The 17,827-nt window shown below is 57.7% G+C and carries 15 protein-coding genes and 1 pseudogene; 14 read left to right on the top strand and 2 right to left on the bottom strand.

The window, feature by feature from the left end; translation table 11 throughout:
- Positions 1 to 98: 98 nt before the first annotated feature.
- The 4 genes from exbB to BLM14_RS29370 all read left to right on the top strand — a co-directional run bounded on the left by exbB (position 99) and on the right by BLM14_RS29370 (position 4,628).
- Positions 99 to 983, top strand: coding sequence for a tonB-system energizer ExbB (gene exbB, locus BLM14_RS29390; protein WP_100003580.1), 885 nt, complete (start codon positions 99 to 101; stop codon positions 981 to 983).
- A 10-nt stretch (positions 984 to 993) separates the two neighbouring features.
- A complete protein-coding gene (gene exbD / locus BLM14_RS29385; protein WP_100003579.1) occupies positions 994 to 1,449 on the top strand; it encodes a TonB system transport protein ExbD in 456 nt (151 codons plus the stop codon).
- Between the two features lie 35 nt (positions 1,450 to 1,484).
- A complete protein-coding gene (locus BLM14_RS29380) occupies positions 1,485 to 2,351 on the top strand; it encodes a TonB family protein (RefSeq protein WP_100003578.1) in 867 nt (288 codons plus the stop codon).
- Positions 2,352 to 2,783: 432 nt separating this feature from the next.
- Positions 2,784 to 4,628, top strand: a complete 1,845-nt coding sequence (locus tag BLM14_RS29370; protein ID WP_100003576.1) for a putative bifunctional diguanylate cyclase/phosphodiesterase — start codon at positions 2,784 to 2,786, stop codon at positions 4,626 to 4,628.
- A 15-nt stretch (positions 4,629 to 4,643) separates the two neighbouring features.
- Here BLM14_RS29370 and BLM14_RS29365 read toward each other — a convergent pair whose 3' ends face one another.
- On the bottom strand, positions 4,644 to 5,402 hold the full coding sequence (locus tag BLM14_RS29365; RefSeq protein ID WP_237143735.1) for a GntR family transcriptional regulator: 759 nt from the start codon (positions 5,400 to 5,402) through the stop codon (positions 4,644 to 4,646).
- Between the two features lie 155 nt (positions 5,403 to 5,557).
- Between BLM14_RS29365 and BLM14_RS29360 the strand changes: the two genes are divergently transcribed.
- The 8 genes from BLM14_RS29360 (at position 5,558) to BLM14_RS29325 (ending at position 14,874) form a co-directional block, all read left to right on the top strand.
- Positions 5,558 to 6,685, top strand: coding sequence for a sugar ABC transporter substrate-binding protein (locus BLM14_RS29360; protein WP_100003574.1), 1,128 nt, complete (start codon positions 5,558 to 5,560; stop codon positions 6,683 to 6,685).
- Between the two features lie 75 nt (positions 6,686 to 6,760).
- Positions 6,761 to 8,302, top strand: coding sequence for a sugar ABC transporter ATP-binding protein (locus BLM14_RS29355; protein WP_100003672.1), 1,542 nt, complete (start codon positions 6,761 to 6,763; stop codon positions 8,300 to 8,302).
- Between the two features lie 50 nt (positions 8,303 to 8,352).
- On the top strand, positions 8,353 to 10,365 hold the full coding sequence (locus tag BLM14_RS29350; protein ID WP_237143751.1) for an ABC transporter permease: 2,013 nt from the start codon (positions 8,353 to 8,355) through the stop codon (positions 10,363 to 10,365).
- Positions 10,366 to 10,379: 14 nt separating this feature from the next.
- Positions 10,380 to 11,186, top strand: a complete 807-nt coding sequence (locus BLM14_RS29345; protein WP_100003671.1) for an SDR family oxidoreductase — start codon at positions 10,380 to 10,382, stop codon at positions 11,184 to 11,186.
- 10 nt (positions 11,187 to 11,196) lie between these two features.
- Positions 11,197 to 12,144 carry a 3-hydroxyacyl-CoA dehydrogenase gene (locus BLM14_RS29340; RefSeq protein WP_100003572.1) on the top strand — a complete coding sequence of 316 codons (948 nt, stop codon included), beginning with the start codon at positions 11,197 to 11,199 and terminating at the stop codon, positions 12,142 to 12,144.
- Positions 12,141 to 13,103 carry a 3,5-dioxohexanoate:acetyl-CoA acetone transferase gene (gene kce, locus BLM14_RS29335; protein ID WP_100003571.1) on the top strand — a complete coding sequence of 321 codons (963 nt, stop codon included), beginning with the start codon at positions 12,141 to 12,143 and terminating at the stop codon, positions 13,101 to 13,103. The genes BLM14_RS29340 and kce overlap by 4 nt, the downstream gene beginning before the upstream one ends.
- Before the next feature lie 12 nt (positions 13,104 to 13,115).
- Positions 13,116 to 13,985 carry an SMP-30/gluconolactonase/LRE family protein gene (locus BLM14_RS29330; protein ID WP_100003670.1) on the top strand — a complete coding sequence of 290 codons (870 nt, stop codon included), beginning with the start codon at positions 13,116 to 13,118 and terminating at the stop codon, positions 13,983 to 13,985.
- 10 nt (positions 13,986 to 13,995) lie between these two features.
- On the top strand, positions 13,996 to 14,874 hold the full coding sequence (locus BLM14_RS29325; RefSeq protein WP_100003570.1) for an SMP-30/gluconolactonase/LRE family protein: 879 nt from the start codon (positions 13,996 to 13,998) through the stop codon (positions 14,872 to 14,874).
- 62 nt (positions 14,875 to 14,936) lie between these two features.
- Here BLM14_RS29325 and BLM14_RS29320 read toward each other — a convergent pair.
- Positions 14,937 to 15,574, bottom strand: a pseudogene (locus tag BLM14_RS29320) (aminotransferase class I/II-fold pyridoxal phosphate-dependent enzyme); the annotation flags it as partial.
- Here BLM14_RS29320 and BLM14_RS29315 point away from each other — a divergent pair.
- Positions 15,549 to 16,637, top strand: coding sequence for an ABC transporter ATP-binding protein (locus BLM14_RS29315; protein ID WP_100003669.1), 1,089 nt, complete (start codon positions 15,549 to 15,551; stop codon positions 16,635 to 16,637). The pseudogene BLM14_RS29320 and the gene BLM14_RS29315 overlap by 26 nt on opposite strands.
- 63 nt (positions 16,638 to 16,700) lie before the next feature.
- Positions 16,701 to 17,801, top strand: coding sequence for an ABC transporter substrate-binding protein (locus BLM14_RS29310; protein ID WP_237143750.1), 1,101 nt, complete (start codon positions 16,701 to 16,703; stop codon positions 17,799 to 17,801).
- The last annotated feature ends 26 nt before the right edge of the window (positions 17,802 to 17,827 follow it).

Raw genomic sequence — 17,827 nt, 5'->3', positions numbered from 1 at the left:
TATTGAAGGATTGCGGAGCGATGCAAGCACGGCCAGCAAGGCGTTCAAGCGCCAATAATGTTACGGCGGGCCTAAGGGCAGGAACATTTGGGTGTGTAATGCTTGTCTGCGGCTTGTCCTGTTCGACAGCCTTCGCTCAGGAGATAACACCTGCCACGCAGGCGACAGCTACGCAGCCAGCGGCGCCGCAGTCCGAAATAACAACGTCTCCAGCAGCGCAACCGCCAGTATCTGCCGAGCCTGCACAACCCGGTCCGAAGGCAGCTGGAACCCTTCCACACAATCTCTCGCCCTGGGGCATGTTCATGGCGGCGGATTGGGTGGTCAAGGCGGTGATGATCGGCCTCGCCTTCGCGTCGCTCGTCACCTGGACAGTCTGGTTGGCCAAGACGCTTGAACTTGCCGGGGCGAGGCTTCGCGCCTACCGGGCACTGAACGCCATCGGCAATGCACGCACCCTACTCGACGCCGAACGGTCGCTGGAAGGTCGGGGCGGACCTGGGGCCTTGCTCGTCAACGCCGCTCGCGAAGAGGTGCGCATGTCACTCGATGCGCAGGGACACGCCAGCGCCGATGGTCTGAAGGAGCGCGTCGCATCGCGTTTGTCGCGCATCGAGGCCCAGGCGGGCCGCCGCATGAGCCGCGGCACTGGCGTGCTGGCAACCATTGGCTCAACCGCACCCTTCGTCGGCCTGTTCGGAACAGTGTGGGGCATCATGAATGCTTTCATCGGCATTTCGGAATCGCAAACGACCAATCTGGCGATCGTCGCCCCGGGCATAGCCGAGGCTTTGCTGGCAACGGCGATCGGTCTTGTCGCTGCCATTCCGGCCGTCGTCATCTACAACGTCTTCGCCCGTTCGATCACCGGTTATCGCCAGCTGCTTGCCGATGCCTCCGCCGGCGTTGAGCGGTTGGTCAGTCGTGACGTGGATTTTGCACTCGTGCCAAAGGTGCAGCAGTCCCGCGCTGCGGCAGAGTAGGGGCCCGGTCATGGCTGGTGGCATCAGGCACAACTCATCGGACGACGATCTGCAGGAAAACCACGAAATCAATGTAACGCCATTCATCGACGTCATGCTGGTTCTCCTAATCATCTTCATGGTGGCGGCGCCGCTTGCCACTGTCGACATCAATGTCGATCTGCCTGCCTCTACGGCCACACCGGCCACACGTCCAGACAAGCCGCTTTACCTGACGCTCAAGGAAGACAAGTCGATCGCCATCGGCAACGACACGGTGAACCGGGAAACGCTGGGGCTGTTCCTCGATCAGCACACGCAAGGCGACAAGGAAACCCGCGTTTTCCTGCGCGCGGACAGGGCGGTGGATTACGGGGCCTTGATGGACCTGATGAACAGTTTGCGTGATAGCGGCTATCTCAAGATCGCGCTGGTCGGTCTTGAGAGCGTACCAACGCAGGCACCTGCGGGCGGAAACGCGCAGTAATGCACGCAGGGCCAACCGCAACCCGGAGAGGATTGTTGCGCCCTGATTGGCGCGAGATTGGTTTGTGGTCGGCTGCCGGATTTGTCGTGATCGGCATTCATGCCGGTGCTGCCTGGTTTATTCAGAACAATCAGCCTGTCGAACCAGCCAGTGATATTGCCACAGCGGTCATCATTGACATGGAGCCGCTGCCAGCGCCAATCGTTGCCCAGCCCGTCAGGGAAGAAGTGCCGATCGAACCGGAGCCGATGAAGCCTGAGCCCGTCCAGCAGGAAGCGGCTGCACCCGCGCCCGTGGAGGAGGTGCAACCGGAACCGGAGCAACAGATCCAGCCCATCGAAGAAGTCACGCCAGATCAGCCTGAGCCGGACATTGCCGAAGAGGTTACGCCGGAACCGGAAGAAGCAGAACCGCTCGACGAGCAGGCGGAAGAACTGGTGGAATTGCCGAAGGTGGAAGTACCATTGCCAGTGGTGCGGCCGGTACCGGAGAAACCCGATGTTCCGAAGAAGCGCGTCGACAAGGTCGTGCGCAAGCCGGTGACGAAGCCGGCGCCCGCAACCGTTAAGGACGAGACGCCGCGAGAGGCAAAGCAACAGCCTATTGCCGCTCGTGCAGTATCGGTTGCTGCAACCCAGAAATGGAATGCAAGATTGAACGCGCATCTTGCACGCTATAAGCGCACGGTGCGGATCAGAGGTTCAGGCAAGATTCCGTTGAGTGTCCGGATATCGATAGCACGCGACGGTGCTGTGGCCTCCGCGACAATTGCAATGTCTTCTGGAAATCCCGAGTACGACAAGGCAGCCATATCCATGGTGCAACGAGCGTCACCGCTACCTGCGCCGCCTGAGGGCATGAACAAGAATGAACTGGTCAGGGTCTTGCCATTCAACTTTTAAAGCTGTGGGTGATCGAGCCACGATAATCGACATATCAGCGAGACGTCTTTGCGAGGGACGAGATGTGAAACTGCACAGCTTTGGATCGGCCTTGGGATTCAGCAAGGTGAATTGCGTCCGGGGGAGGGACTCAGCGCCGGCAAAGCCCACCAGCAGCAGTGGCATCAGAAGACCAAGGGCTACCCGCTTGAGGCAAGCCAATTTCGGTGGGCCATTTCAGTGCTGGCACGATTGATCGATCTCAAGCAATTGCATGCGGACGATGCACCGGCATGCGGCGAAATTCACCGGTTGTAAATCACGAAGAACGTACCCTTGCAACAAGATGCACCTATTTATGTTACTCTGGTGGCGAAATTCCTTAGCGAAAATTTTCGACTGCATTCAAATCTTTCAACGCAAGCGGGTGCTTCTTAGTATCGGAAAGCAAATATGAAGCCTGGTGTCAGTGATCTCCTGCTCCATATTCAGAACGAAATATTGGAAGCTGTTGCCTATAGCGACAAGCTGGACGAGATAGCGAATGTGCTGTGCCGCCGGGTGGAAAACCTGGTTCCAGGGATAATCTGTTCGATACTTACCGTAGACGCCGACGGGCGGCTTCGACCACTCGCCAGCCCCAGCTTGCCGGAAAGCTATTCGACGGCGCTTAATGGCTTGGAAATTGGACCATCCACAGGATCATGCGGGACGGCAGCCTATCGTGGCGAAGCCGTTATTGTCAGGGATATTGAATCTGACCCGCTGTGGGTGGATTTCAAGGCACTTGCGCTCCCTATCGGTCTTCGGGCTTGTTGGTCTACACCGATCAAATCCCGGGACGACCGCGTGGTTGGGACATTCGCTTTCTACTACAAATCCATCAGAGGGCCGGACGAGCTTGAAAAGCGCATTGTACAAACCTGCGTCCATCTTTGTGCAATTGCGATGGAACATGAAGAGGTACAGGCCCGCGACTACAGGCTGGCCTATTTCGATGCCTTGACCGGTATATCCAATCGCAGCCGCTTTGATGAAATGCTGCGCGAGCGCATTACCTCGAAAGTCCCATTTGGCCTTCTGCTGGTCGACATCGATCATCTAAAGGCAGTGAACGATACGATGGGGCATCTTGCCGGAGATCGCTTGATCAAAGGCGTGGCCAATCTCATCACATCGGGTGAACCGCACGAAATTGCATACAGGTTGGGAGGCGATGAGTTTGCGGTCATCGTTGACGCCTGTGGTACCACGGATGATCTGGCCGCTGCCGCATTCGGTATCCTGGGCCGAACGGACATGCTCATCGCTTCAGGAATTGAAAGCCTGGTTCCGAGCGTCACCATTGGCGGTGCATTATTTGGCGCTGATGGGATGGAAGCAGATACGTTACGGCAGAACGCGGACTTTGCTTTGTACCATGCGAAGGAAAACGATCGAGGCGGCTACGTCCACTTCCGGCCGGAATTGAGGACCTCCATAATCGAGCGCATCAATGCCGTGCGCAACGTCGATTCCGCCCTTACTGATGGTCGCATCGCTGCCTATTATCAGCCGATTGCGCGCCTGGACTCGGCGGAAATTGTCGGGTTGGAAGCGCTGGTTCGCATGACAGACGCAGAAGGCAGCGTCACTACGGCCGGCGAGTTTGCAACAGCATTCACCGATGCAAAGATCGCTTCCCGCGTCACGGAAACAATGCTGAAACAGGTGGCCGAAGACATACGCCGATGGCTTGATCTCGGGATACCAGTGCAGCATGTCGGAATTAATGTAACGACGGGCGACTTCCGCCACGGGAACTTGCAGGACAAGATCGAAGAATGCTTCGCCAAGGCGAATGTCCCTCTGAAACACATTCTCCTCGAGGTAAGCGAGTCGGTCTTCATGGGTGGTAGCGACCAGTTTGTGGCAAAAGCCGTAAGGGTTCTGCGTGACAAGGGATTGCTTGTTGCCCTCGACGACTTCGGCACTGGATTTGCGTCCCTCACCCATTTGATGAGCTTTCCCGTGGATATCATCAAGATCGATCAATCCTTTGTTGCGAGCCTAGCCCCGGCGAGCGCAAGTTCCATCATCGTCGCGGCAATAATGGATATCGCCACACGGCTCGACATGCGTGTGGTTGCTGAAGGAATCGAAACCGCAGAGCAGGTCAGGCAGCTTTGCGAGCTCGGCTGTCACCTGGGTCAAGGATATCATTTTGGCAAACCCGCCTCCGCACTCGAAACGACGCTGCTGCTCCAGGAACATGCGCGCGATCCCAATACGTCGCCCTACCACCCATTCTTAATGTAGTGATCTGCAGCTCCGCTAGGACACCAGCTCCACAAGTACATCGTAGGCGGCATCGATATCCGACTGTATGGCTATTCTGACGGCGTCGCCATCATGAGCACATAGAGCAGCAAACATCGCCCGATGATGTTCGTTGGCTTTGGTATAATTGCCGGAATCGTGCAGCATGTTGAAGTAAGGACTGACCTGCAGCCAGAGATTCTCGATGATGTTGAGAATGCTCTCCGAGCCGGCCGCCCGGTAGATGGAAAAGTGGAAAGCGTAGTTGGCTCGCAGATAGGATTTGATATCCCCTGATGCGTTCGCGTCTTCGAGCGACTCCAGCAATGAGCGAAGCGTTTCGATTTCGTCGTGCTGTATACGTTCGGCAGCCCATTTCCCCGCCAGCGATTCAATCTCGATCCGTACGTTTCTAAGATCAGTCAGTTTGGCGCGGCTCAACCGCGGAATGCCGATTGAACGTCCTGAGACGACTGTCAGCGCATTGGCAGCCGTCAGGCGCCGCAACGCTTCCCGCACCGGCATGGCGCTGACACCGAAGGCGTCGGCAAGGCTTTGCACGGGCACCATCTCACCGGGAACGATGCCGCCCTCCAGAATAAGACTGGTGATTTGGCGATAGACGCGGTCCTGCAATGTCTCCTTGGAAAGCGGGAGAATTTCAACACCTGGTCTTTTGTAACCGGCTTCAGCCATTTGCCATACCTTTTCACCCAGCAGGCGATGTCTTTCCCGCTCATTGATGGGAATGCCGCCTTCCCATCGGCTCGTCAAGTTATCTCTTAGCGTCCGAAACGCGCACTCGACTCATGCGATCTTATTTAATCATTGATCTTTGATCAAATGATGATACGGTCCGCATATCGAAACGGCAAGAAGCAAGAGGAAGCTTCTTGGGCGGCGTTTCGCACAAGGGGAGGAGTTTGAAGATGAATATCGGATCGAGTATCCGGCGCCTTGCCATATGCGCTGGCATTGCAGCGAGCACAGCCTTGGCCGGTCATGCGGACGCGGCAGAAAAACACAAGATTTTCCTGAGCATGAGTTTTATCGGCAATGATTGGCAAGCCGAGGCCGCCAACATGGTGAAAGCCATGGCCGCGCATAAGAGCCTTGCCGACAAGGTCGATTTGCAGGTGCAGGTTGCCGGTCCCAATGCGCAGCGCCAGATTCAGCAGATCAATGCCATGGTGCAGGCTGGCGCGGAAGCGATCGTCGTGTTTCCGATTTCGCCGACTGCCCTGAACCAGGTCGTCAAGAGCGCCTGTGACAAGGGCGTCAAGGTTTTCGCCTATGACGGCGAGATTACCGAGGCCTGCGCCTATAATATTGCCATCGATCAGGAAGAAGCCGGCCGCGTGACCGCCGAATGGCTGGTCAAGAAGCTGAACGGCAAGGGCAATATCATTGCAATCACCGGCGTTCCAGGCACCTCCGTCGATAACCTTCGCACCAAGGCTGCAAAGGAAGTCTTCGCCAAATATCCCGACATCAAGATCGTCGGCGAGGCGGTCGGCATGTGGAGTCAGGCGGTCGCCCGCACCGAGCTTTCGAAGATTCTGGCAACGCGCAACTGGGACGAAATCAACGGATTGTGGATGCAGGTAGGCTGTTTTACCGCCAATTCGATGCAGCTTGAAGCCGGAAAGAAGCCGGAACAGCTTCTCCCGTGCGCGGGTGAAGGCTCGAATGGCGGCCGCGTGCAGATGCTTCCCGCCGGAACCGAGGTTGAGGGTGCGACTTCGCCCTATGCTCCGTTGGGCGCGCCACGCATATCCTATGCTTCGCCTCCCTATTCAGGCGCGCTGGCTCTGAAGCTCGCCGTCGACGCGATCGAGGGCAAGGATGTGCCGAAGAAGACGGTGCTGCCGCTGCCTCTGGTGACGAATGAAACGATCAAGCTCTGCCAGGAAGGTACCTGGCAGGAGATGAAGGAAGGCTGCAATGCATTCAAGCCGGCGATCGTCTCCAATCCTGGCTGGTTTGCTTCGATCTTCTCGGAAAAGACACCCGAAATCGGTCTCAATGCTGCACTGGTAGGCCAACCCGAAAACTAGGGATAAACTTGCGTGGGGCGGTCCGTCGCTCCACGCAAGCTGGGCCAATTCGATGAATCAGGCAGGGCCGGTGGGATGAAGTCAGCATTTGAACAGTCCGCCATCGAGGTTGCAGACATTCGCAAGGCGTTTGGTGCAACAGTAGCGGTGGACGGTGTTTCTTTCAGTATCGAGCCGGGAAGCACCCATGCGCTCCTCGGAGAAAACGGTGCAGGCAAATCGACCATAGTCAAGCTTTTGTCCGGGCTTCTTCGACCCGACGAGGGACAGATTTCCGTCCTCGGCCAGAAGGCAACGCTCAGCACGCCGCGCGATGCCCATGCGCTCGGCATCCAGACCGCGTTCCAGGAAATGACGCTCGTTCGCGATCTGACCGTGCTTGACAATATGTTGATGCCTTATGCGCCGATGGGTGTCACCGGGCTGATACGGCGCTCTTCGGCTCGCCGCGCGATCGCCCAGCATTTGCAGGAGCTTGACTTCCAGGTCGATCTCGACGCCGAAGTGGGCACGCTAGACCTTGCCATCCAGCAGAAGATTGAAATCGCGCGCGCTATTTATCGCAAACCGCGGATCCTCTTGCTCGATGAACCGACCTCGACGCTTGCTGGCAGCGACGTCGAATGGCTTGGCCGGATCATTGCCAGGCTGAAGGCAGCAGGCACGACCATCGTTTTCATCACCCACCGCATGCGCGAGGTGCGAGCCTTCTGCGACACGCTGACAATCCTGCGCAACGGCCACCACATAACAAGCTGTGCGGTCGATGAGATCACCGACGCGCAGGTCATCGAGAGTATCGTAGGGCGGTCAATTGCTCAGACTTTCCCGGCGCGGCCGAAGAGCGATTCTGGCTTTGGCGCACCGGTGCTTGGAGTGCGTGATCTGCGGGCGGGCCACAAGCTGCGCGATGCTAGCTTCGACTTGCGGAAAGGCGAAATCCTCGGTGTTGCCGGCCTCCAGGGTATGGGGCAGCTCGACCTCTTCCTGGCGTGTTTCGGCATGACCGAAGTGGCGCAAGGCGACATCCTTGTCGATGGCCGCAAGGTCAGGTTTGGCTCGCCCGCCGACGCATTGAAGCCGAATATCGCGATTGGTCTTGTTCCGGAAGATCGCAAGACGGAAGGCCTGTTTCTCAAGCTCAATGGTACGCTCAACGCGTCCTTGCCGGTGATCGACCGATTCTCGCGATTTGGACTGATCCGGAATGACCTCGAACAAAAGGCGGTTCGCGCTGCCTTTGGCACTGTCGAGGTTGATGAGCGTGCTTTGTGGACAAGGGCAGGGGCTTTTTCAGGTGGCAACCAGCAAAAAATTGCAATAGCCAAATGGCTGGTCGCACAGAGCCGTATCCTGTTGCTCTTCGATCCGACGCGCGGCATCGACGTCGGCACCAAGCACGAGCTCTATGTGATGATGCGCAATTTCACCGATGCGGGTGGCGCGATCCTGCTGCATTCGACTGAGATTCCCGAACTCGTCCATTTATGCGACCGGGTTCTCGTTCTCTATGACGGGCGGATCGCAGCCTCGCTTTCGCGCGATCAGCTTACCGAAGCCTCGATCATGCGGCCGGCCCTTGGCCATGAAAGCACAACAAAAGAGGCCGCTGAATGACAACGACGACCCTGACGGCTGCCCATCTTAACAAGATCTCCCCCTTCAGCATGTCCCCCGAAAGACGCAGCGTGCTCATTGCCATCGCCGTGTTCCTGGGCTTGCTCGGCATAGTCGATATCGTCAGCACCGGCCCGCTCAGCTATTTCGATATCTCGTTTCTGTCCAGCGGCGGCGCAACATCGGCGATCGCAGCAATCGGCCAGACAATTGTTGTGCTGTCCGGCGGGTTCGACTTGTCGGCAGGAGCGGTCATCTCCCTGGTCAATGTCGTACTGGCGCAAAGCATGGACCCAATGGCGGCGCAAACCAGCGTATTCTATTGGACCTGCGTGGGGATTGGCGTCGGTATGCTGACCGGCGCGTTCAACGGTGTCTTCATCGCGTTTTTTCGGCTGCAGCCAATCGTGGTCACGCTATCCACCATGTTCATTTTACAGGGCCTGACGCTGCTGGTGATGGACAAGCCCGGCGGGTTCGTCGCGCCCGATCTTGGAACATTCTATCTCGGCGACGCCGTTCCCGGCTGGCTGCCAATGCCGCTGGTGGTGATCGGAGTTGTCCTTCTTGCCTGGCTCTGGCTGAAGAACACCCGCTTCGGAACGGCGATCTACGCAGTTGGCAGCGATCCGGATGCGGCTGCCGCTATCGGCATTCGCGTCAAGCTCACCAAATTTTTCGTCTACGTCATTGCGGGCGGCTGCTACGGCCTTGCCGGAGTGTTCATCAGTGCGCAAACGGGCAGCGCGGATCCGCTGGTTGGTAACCCCTTGCTCCTTTCGATGTTTGCAGCGGTTGTCGTCGGCGGCACACGTCTTGGAGGCGGGCGTGGCGGCCCCTTGGGCACGGTATTCGGCGCCTATATCCTGATGATGGTCGTGAACATTTTGCTCGTTCTCAATGTATCTGCCTATTATTCGACCATTGCCGAAGGAACGATCCTGATCCTCGCCGTATTGGCGGGATCGATTTCATACAGCTCGACGCTTGCCAAGCAACTGCGCAGTGCGCGCGCGCAGTTAGGGGCCTGGCGGAACGGTTTGCTGCCATCGCAGCTTGATCGGACCGACAGACGCTTGAAGGCTGCCAATACTGTCCAAACGAAACCGGTCGCGGCATCGTTCCTGTCGCGTCATCGCGAAACAATCCGCTATGCACTCCCGGCGTATATTTGCCTTCTTGCCGTCATCATTGTCACCCAGTTCTGGCTCGGCCGGGCAATCCTAAACCCGACCTACTGGAACTCGCTGGCTGTTCTATCCACTTTTCTCGCCATTCTGGCGCTCGGACAGGGGACGGTGATCCTTACCGGCGGACTGGACCTGTCTGTTCCGTGGACCATCGGGATTGCGGGTATTCTGCTTGCGGGCATCGTCAATGGTTCCGACGCGGCTTTGACCTATGCCCTGCCTGCCGTTCTTCTCATTGCCTGCCTGATCGGTTTCATCAACGGGATCGGAATTGTCGTTCTCGGCATTTCGCCGATCGTGATGACGCTGGCGATGAACGGAATCCTGCAAGGATTTGCGCTGGTCTATTCACAGGGGACACCTGCAGGATTTTCGTCTCCGATGCTCCGCTGGTTCATGACAGGAAAGATATTCGCCGTTACCCCGGTCGTTCCCTTCATGATCCTGTTCGTCATCACCTCCGTGCTCCTCCTTGGACGGACAGCGTTCGGGCGTAGGGTCTATGGCATTGGGAACGGACTGCGAGCCGCACAACTTTCGGGCATCGCAGTGGGGCGTACGCTGATCCTGGTCTATGTTCTTTCCGGCTTCTGCGCCGGGCTTGTCGGGGTTCTGCTCACCGGTTTCTCCGGCCAGGCGAGCCTCGGCATGGGCGACGATTACCTGCTGCCGTCGATTGCTGTCGTTGTTGTCGGTGGCGCGCTGATCACAGGTGGGCGTGGGCACTATCTTGGCATGCTGGGTGGCGTCCTGCTGCTCACCGCCCTGCAAATGTTCCTGGCGGGAACGACGCTACCCTATGCCACCCGGGCCATCCTGTTTGGTCTCGTGGTGCTTGGTGCGGTTATGGCGCTTCGTGAGAAGCGATCTTGATGAAAGGATGAATGATGAACAGGATTGCTCCAGCATCCGCAGACGAGTTCTTGGGCGGGTTGCGCGATCAAAGGGTGCTGGTTACCGCTGGTGCTTCCGGTATCGGCTATGCGATAGCCGCAACGCTCTCACGCCTCGGCGCCCGCGTCGCGATCTGCGATATATCGGAGGCGCTGCTTGAAGACGCGCGGAAGACTATCGCGCCCGCCCATGCAACGCTTGCAGATGTGTCGTGCGAAGATGATGTCGATCGCATGTTTACCGAAGTATCATCATCGCTGGGCGGTCTTGATGCCCTCATCAACAATGCGGGAATTGCCGGTCCGACCGGCGGCGTGGATGAAATCACGACGGAAGACTGGCGCCGCTGCATCGATATCTGTTTGACCGGGCAGTTTCTTTGTGCACGGCGGGCAGTCCCGATGTTGAAGGCGTCGGGCGGCGGTTCGATCGTCAACATGTCGTCCGCCGCCGGGAAACATGGCTACGCATTCCGCACGCCATACTCCGCGGCCAAGTTCGGCGTGATAGGATTTACGCAGAGCCTTGCCAAGGAGCTCGGCCCGCATGCAATCCGCGTCAACGCGATCCTGCCAGGTATCGTCGAAGGGCCGCGCATCGAAAACGTCATCAGCAACCGGGCCAAGCAATTGGGTATTTCGCATGAGGAAATGACGACCCGCTATCTCGAGAATGTTTCGTTGCGGCGGATGGTGAGCCCCTACGATGTCGCCACCATGGTGGCCTTCCTGCTTTCCAATGCCGGCATCAACATTTCGGGTCAGTCGCTCGGCGTCGATGGTAATGTCGAGACCCTGTGAGGAAACAGCAATGCAAAAGACGGCGATCATCGGCAGCGGTTTTATCGGCAGGGCGTGGGCCATCAGCTTTGCCCGTGCCGGTTATGAGGTGAGCCTGTGGGACCAGGCGCCGGATGCTGTTGCCAAGGCACAAGGCTACATCGCCGATGTGCTTGCCGATCTTGAGCGAAACGATCTCCTGAACGGCCATTCGCCGGACGAAGTGCTGGCTCGGATCGTTGCCGAAACGGATCTGGCAAAGGCGCTCGACGGCGCGATCCATATTCAGGAGAACACGCCAGAAAATATCGAGACCAAGATCAAGGTTTTTTCGCAGCTTGATGAGGCAGCCGATCCTTCTGCCGTCATCGCCAGTTCTACTTCGGCACTGCTTCCTTCGAGGTTCACCGAGCATCTGAAATACCGGCATCGCTGTCTCGTCGTCCATCCGATCAATCCTCCCTACCTCATCCCGGCTGCCGAAGTTGTTCCGGCACCCTGGACTTCGGCGGAGGTGGTCGAACAAACGCGCTCGTTCCTCGTGGCGGCAGGCCATGCCCCGCTGGTCATGAAACGCGAGCTTGACGGTTTCATCATGAACCGCATGCAGGGGGCGCTGCTGGAAGAGGCTTTCCGCCTTGTCGCTGATGGTTATGCAACAGTGGAGGATGTCGACATCGGCATCCGTGACGGACTGGCCTTGCGCTGGTCGTTCATGGGGCCGTTCGAGACGATCGATCTCAATGCCCCGGGCGGGGTGCGCGACTATGTGGAGCGCTACCAAGTGATCTATGAGCGCCTGTTTCCGCAGATGCAGCGGCGGGTCGATTGGGCCGGCGAGGTGCTTCGGACTGTCGAAGCAGGCCGCCGGGAGAAGTTGCCGAAGGAAAAGCTGGCCGAGCGGCAGGTGTGGCGTGATCGCCGTCTCATGGCGCTTGCAGCCCACAAGAAGAAATCAACGCAGGAGTTCGGACAATGAGCGAGACGACACGAGTGACAGGTGGATCCAAGACGAAGGGCAAGGTCATCATCACCTGCGCCATTACCGGTGCGATCCATACGCCGACCATGTCGCCGTACCTGCCGATCACGCCGGACGAGATTGCGCGGGAAGCGCTTGCCGCCGCCGAGGCAGGCGCCGCGATCCTGCACCTTCATGCGCGCGATCCCGAAACGGGCAAGCCCGATCAGACGCCAGAGGCTTTCGCCAGGTTCCTGCCGCGGATCAAGCAGAATACCAATGCCGCCATCAACATCACGACAGGTGGCAGTCCCTATATGAAGGTCGAGGAGCGGGTGAAGCCTGCGGCGACGTTCAAGCCGGAGGTTGCTTCGCTCAATATGGGTTCGATCAACTTCGGGCTCTATCACCTTGTCGACAAGTACAAGGAATTCAAATTCGACTGGGAAAAGCCGCATCTGGAGGCCACGCGCGATCTCGTATTCCGCAACAGCTTCAAGGATATCGAGTATATTCTGGCGACCTGCTACGACAATGGCACGCGTTTCGAGTTCGAATGTTACGATATCGCCCATCTCTATAATCTGGCACATTTCGCCGAACGTGGTCTGGTGAAGCCGCCATTCTTCGTGCAGTCGGTTTTCGGCTTGCTCGGTGCAATTGGCACGCATCCTGAAGATGTGGCGCATATGAAACGCACGGCGGATCGCCTCTTCGGTGACAATTACCGCTGGTCCGTTCTGGGTGCCGGCTCAAGCCAGCTGCGCATCGCGGCGCAGGCGGCGGCGCTTGGCGGCAATATCCGCGTCGGCCTTGAGGACAGTCTGTGGGCGGGCAAGGGCAAATTGGCAAAGTCTAATGCCGAGCAGGTTCTGCTGGCACGCAAGATCATCGAAGGTCTCGGCATGGAAGTGGCGACCCCAGACGATGCGCGCGAGATCCTGTCACTTAAGGGCGGCGATAAGGTCGCGTTCTAGGAGGACGATATGCTGCGTATTGAAGTGTTCAGCACAGATCGCAACCAACTCGGCGAAGGCCCGCTCTGGGATGTCGATGAGCAGCGGCTCTATTGGATCGACTCCTATGCTCCTGCGGTCTATTCCTGCGATATCAAGGGTGGCGATCGTAAAAGCTGGAACCTGCCAGAACCGGTTGGCTCGCTGGCATTGCGCGAAAAAGGCGGGGCGATTGTTGCACTGAGGAATGGCTTTCACTCGCTTGATTTCGCTACGGGTGCGGTCGAGCTTTTGCACGAGACTCATCCGGGAGAACTGCGGCCCCGCTTGAATGACGGAAAAGTCGACCGGCAGGGGCGGTTTGTCGCCGGATCGATGGATTTCGAGGAAAGCGATCCGGTTGGCACGCTCTATCGTCTCGATCCTGATCTCTCACTGCATGTACTTGATACGGGCATCATCTGCTCGAATGGCCCTTGCTTCAGTCCGGATGGATCAACGCTCTATTTCGCCGACAGCCACAGGAAAGCGATCTATGCCTACAGCTACGACACCGCTTCCGGCGCGGTCGGATCGCGGCGTGTGTTTACAAGTTTCAATAATCTGCGTGGTTACCCCGACGGCGCGACAGTCGATGCGGAAGGCTATGTCTGGAGCGTCGAGGTCTATTCCGGTCGCCTGATACGCTTCGATCCGAATGGCGTGGTCGATCGCATTGTTGGATTGCCCGTGCAATCGACCACGAGCATTACCTTCGGCGGTCCCGATCTCGACATTGCGTTCGTCACGTCGATGGCACGGCCGTTCAACAATGAATATCACCGCGAGCACGAGGCGGGCTGCATGTTTGCGATTTACGGACTTGGCGTACGCGGGCTGCCGGAACCGCGTTTCAGGGGATGAGGGAGAGAACATGAAAATAGATGTCATCGTCGATGTAAAAACCACGCTTGGCGAAGGTCCGTTGTGGGACGTTGAACAGGAGCGGCTCTACTGGATCGACAGTTTCGATGGCCGAGTGTTTCGCGCAACTGCCGATGGGCGGGAACTGCGTGCATGGGACGTCCCGATGAAGATCGGCTCCATGGCGTTGCGCAAGGATGGCAATGGGGCGATCGTCGCCCTGGCGCGGGGCTTTCATCTCCTCGATTTCAAGACAGGTGATGTGGAGCTCATTCATGATCCCGAACCGGACAAGCCAGAAAATCGTATCAATGACGGCAAGGTCGACAAGCAGGGACGGTTTGTTGCGGGTTCCATGGACACGATGGAGAGCGGCCCGAACGGCGCACTCTATCGGGTCGACGCAGATTTAAACGTGCACAAGCTCGATGACGGCATCATCGTCTCCAACGGCCCATGCTGGAGTCCCGATGGCAGCACCTTTTATTTCGCCGACTCATGGTCCGGCGAGATCTGGGCCTATGACTACGATCAGGTAACGGGAAACGTATGCAATCGCCGGACCTTCACGAAACTCGACACCTCAACTGGCGGTGCCGCCGATGGTTCTACGGTCGATGCGGAAGGCTGCCTGTGGAACGCGCAGGTCTATGACGGGAAAGTGGTCCGATATCAGCCAGACGGAACGGTGGATCGCATCATCGATATGCCTGTTAAAAAGGTGACAAGTGTCATGTTCGGCGGCCCCAATCTCGACATCCTCTACGTGACTTCCATGGCCAAGCCGCCCTTGCCGCGTTTCCCAGGAGACGGTGTGCTGCGCGGCAGTCTGTTTGCGATCACCGGGCTTGGCATCAAGGGTGTTCCAGAACCGCGGTTTGCGGGGTGAAAATGATACTATGAGCCTGTTGCCGATTTGCCTGCATCGTACAAACGTGAATTGACGCACTCTCAACCGGGAGCAACTAGCGACGACACAGCGTCCATGAATTGGTCATTCTCGTCAGGTGCGCCGACACTAACGCGTACGAATGTCTCGAATCCTGTCTGTTTCCATGGTTTCACAATGACACCCCGTCTTAACAGGCGTTCTGCGAAATCGACGGCATTCCCAGTGCAATCGAAAAATAGGAAGTTGCCTTTCGATGGTGCTACCCGCCAGCCGCGACCGAAAAGAAAGGCTTCCACGCGCTGGCGTTCGCTAACTGCCAGCGTAACCACGCGCTGCAAGTGCAGTCTGTCCGCCAGCGCTGCAACGGCTGATGCCTGCGCAATGGCGTTGACGTTGAAAGGAGTGCGCACACGATCAAGAAAGGAACGAAGCTCTGGGTCGCTAACGATGCCATATCCGATGCGCAGGCCTGCAAGGCCGTACGCTTTTGACATAGTGCGCAACACGACCCACGGGCGGTCTGAATTTTTAAGGAGGTCGATCGCGGAGATATAGTCGTCGCCAGCGGCATATTCGGCATAGGCTTCGTCAACGACGATGAGAGTATCATTGTCGGTCGCCGCAAGCACGCGTGTGAGTTCTGCCGGGGGAGCCAACAGCCAACGGGATTTATCGGATTGGAGAAAATCACCATCCGCGCAGGGGGCGACTATCGGGCGGTAGACGACGCTTCCTTCGATCTGGAAGAGGGGAAATTCCTGACTATCCTCGGACCTTCCGGCTCGGGCAAGACAACATTGCTGCGTATGATTGCCGGCTTTCAGGCCCCGACGAGCGGTGAAATCGCCATCAACAGTATTCCTGTCGGCCAAGTGCCGCCGAATAAACGTTCGATCGGGATGGTCTTCCAGAAACTCGCCTTGTTTCCCCACATGACGGCCGCGCAGAATGTTGCGTTCCCGCTGAAAATGCGCCGCTTTGATGCCCGCACCATTCCTGGCAGGGTGGCTAAATATCTCGAACTTGTGAAACTCGGCAGCTTCGCCAGCCGCCGCATCCACGAACTGTCGGGTGGGCAGCAGCAGCGTGTAGCAATCGCCCGCGCCCTTGTTTTCGAGCCGGATCTGCTGCTTCTTGATGAACCGTTAGCGGCCCTTGATCGCAAGTTGCGTGAAGAGATGCAGCTTGAATTCCGCCGCATCCAGCGCGAGCTCGGCGTGACGACGATCAATGTCACGCATGATCAGCGCGAGGCTTTGGTCGTATCGGATGAGATCATCGTCATGGACAAGGGTCGTATCCAGCAGAATGCCAAACCATCGGCCACATACAGGCAGCCGAGCAATTCTTTCGTGGCGGGTTTCATTGGCGTGACGAATTTTCTGTCCGGGTCGGTTACCGGCGTTGCGGAGTCTGAAGTCGCCTTTGTTGCAGGCACTCAGCCGCTAGTTGGTCGCTGGATCGCCACCGATGTGCAGCCCCAGGCCGGCCAGACCGTGAAGGGTGCAGTTCGTGCGGAGCAAATTCGCGTAGCGGCGACGCGCGATCGCCTCGATGCGCTCCAGACGGTTGTCTCCGGTACCGTCATGGACGTTATTTTTGAGGGCGAGCGTGTTGTCTATGAGATTAGGCTTCCGTCCCTTCAGGACGCCATTATCCGCGTCTTCGACCACGATCCTGCGCAACATGCCGAGTTTGAGGCCGGTGTTGGCGTGTTCCTTGGCTGGAATGCGCGGGACGTTCTTATTTTCGCAGAATAATCCGGAAAACCGGGAATCCAGAGGAGAATGAAAATGAAAGATCTGAAAAATCCAATATTGGAAATGACGCGTCGCCGATTTTTGAGCGCAACAGCTTCGATCGGGTCAGGGGCTGCCCTTTCAGCTGCGGGCATGTCTACGGTCGGTTTGCAGGGCGCATTCGCAGCCGAACCAGAAAAACCGAAGGAAATTATCGTCCGGGCCTGGGGCGGAAGCTGGGTCGATAGTCTCAAGGCGGGCGTCTCCGACAGTTTCACCAAGCTGACCGGCATTGCCGTGCGTCATGATTTGACAGAGGACAACGAGATTCAGCCTAAGGTCTGGGCGGCGGTTGCGCAGAAGCGGGTGCCGCCCATCCACGTTAACTGGGACACCACTACCAATGCCACCAAATCGGCGCTTCGCGGCGTAACCGAGGATCTCTCAGATCTGTCCAACCTTGCGACGGTGACGGAGCTTGCGAAGCCAGTCGGTCTCGACGGCTATCCGATCGTCAATACGTATGGCTACGTCTACGTGCTGGCCTATCGTCCGAGTGCATTCCCCGATGGCCCACCCACATCATGGAAGGCTTTGCTCGACCCGAAGTTCAAGGGCCGTATTGCGCTCTACAATGACGGGATCGGTTTCCATTTCCCGGCGCAGGTCGCTGGCGGCGGCAAGATCGAGGATATTCCGGGCAACATGCAGCCGGCCTGGGACTTCATCACCAAGGTCAAGGATCAGCGTCCGCTGCTGGGTGAAGATCCGGATTTCACCAACTGGTTCCAGAACGGTGAGATTGATCTTGCCTGCACGATCTCGACCAACGCGCGTGAGGCCAAGAAGAATGGCGTAGACATCAAATGGGTCGTACCGGAAGAGGGTGCAAAATTTGAGACGGACGGCCTCTGGATCCCCAAGGGTCTGCCGGAAAATGAACTCTACTGGGCAAAGCAGTACATCAATCACGCCCTTACCAAGGATGCTCAGCAAGTATGGCTGGACGGGCTGGGTCTTCCGGGCGTCGTATCAGGATTGACGCCGCCCGCCGACCTGGTCGGCGATCCCTCCTATCCGACAACGCCGGAAGACTTCAAGCATCTCATTCGGGTCTCGAACAAGATCCAGGTCGAGAACGAGAGTGCATGGTTCGGCAAGTTCAAGGCAATTATGCAGAGCTGAGTTTTATCCAGCATCTCTCCGGTGCC

Origin of the sequence: Phyllobacterium zundukense (assembly GCF_002764115.1) — a bacterium.
Classification (GTDB): domain Bacteria; phylum Pseudomonadota; class Alphaproteobacteria; order Rhizobiales; family Rhizobiaceae; genus Phyllobacterium; species Phyllobacterium zundukense.
Note: the sequence above shows the minus strand (reverse complement) of the source record. Positions and strands in the feature narration are given on the sequence as shown.

What these genes read in the sequence shown, in the direction of transcription:
- exbB (WP_100003580.1), top strand. Translation starts at nt 99, where the DNA reads ATGCTTGTCTGCGGCTTGTCCTGTTCGACAGCCTTCGCTCAGGAGATA.
- exbD (WP_100003579.1), top strand. Translation starts at nt 994, where the DNA reads ATGGCTGGTGGCATCAGGCACAACTCATCGGACGACGATCTGCAGGAA.
- BLM14_RS29370 (WP_100003576.1), top strand. Translation starts at nt 2,784, where the DNA reads ATGAAGCCTGGTGTCAGTGATCTCCTGCTCCATATTCAGAACGAAATA.
- BLM14_RS29360 (WP_100003574.1), top strand. Translation starts at nt 5,558, where the DNA reads ATGAATATCGGATCGAGTATCCGGCGCCTTGCCATATGCGCTGGCATT.
- BLM14_RS29355 (WP_100003672.1), top strand. Translation starts at nt 6,761, where the DNA reads ATGAAGTCAGCATTTGAACAGTCCGCCATCGAGGTTGCAGACATTCGC.
- BLM14_RS29350 (WP_237143751.1), top strand. Translation starts at nt 8,353, where the DNA reads ATGTCCCCCGAAAGACGCAGCGTGCTCATTGCCATCGCCGTGTTCCTG.
- BLM14_RS29345 (WP_100003671.1), top strand. Translation starts at nt 10,380, where the DNA reads ATGAACAGGATTGCTCCAGCATCCGCAGACGAGTTCTTGGGCGGGTTG.
- BLM14_RS29340 (WP_100003572.1), top strand. Translation starts at nt 11,197, where the DNA reads ATGCAAAAGACGGCGATCATCGGCAGCGGTTTTATCGGCAGGGCGTGG.
- kce (WP_100003571.1), top strand. Translation starts at nt 12,141, where the DNA reads ATGAGCGAGACGACACGAGTGACAGGTGGATCCAAGACGAAGGGCAAG.
- BLM14_RS29325 (WP_100003570.1), top strand. Translation starts at nt 13,996, where the DNA reads ATGAAAATAGATGTCATCGTCGATGTAAAAACCACGCTTGGCGAAGGT.
- BLM14_RS29310 (WP_237143750.1), top strand. Translation starts at nt 16,701, where the DNA reads ATGACGCGTCGCCGATTTTTGAGCGCAACAGCTTCGATCGGGTCAGGG.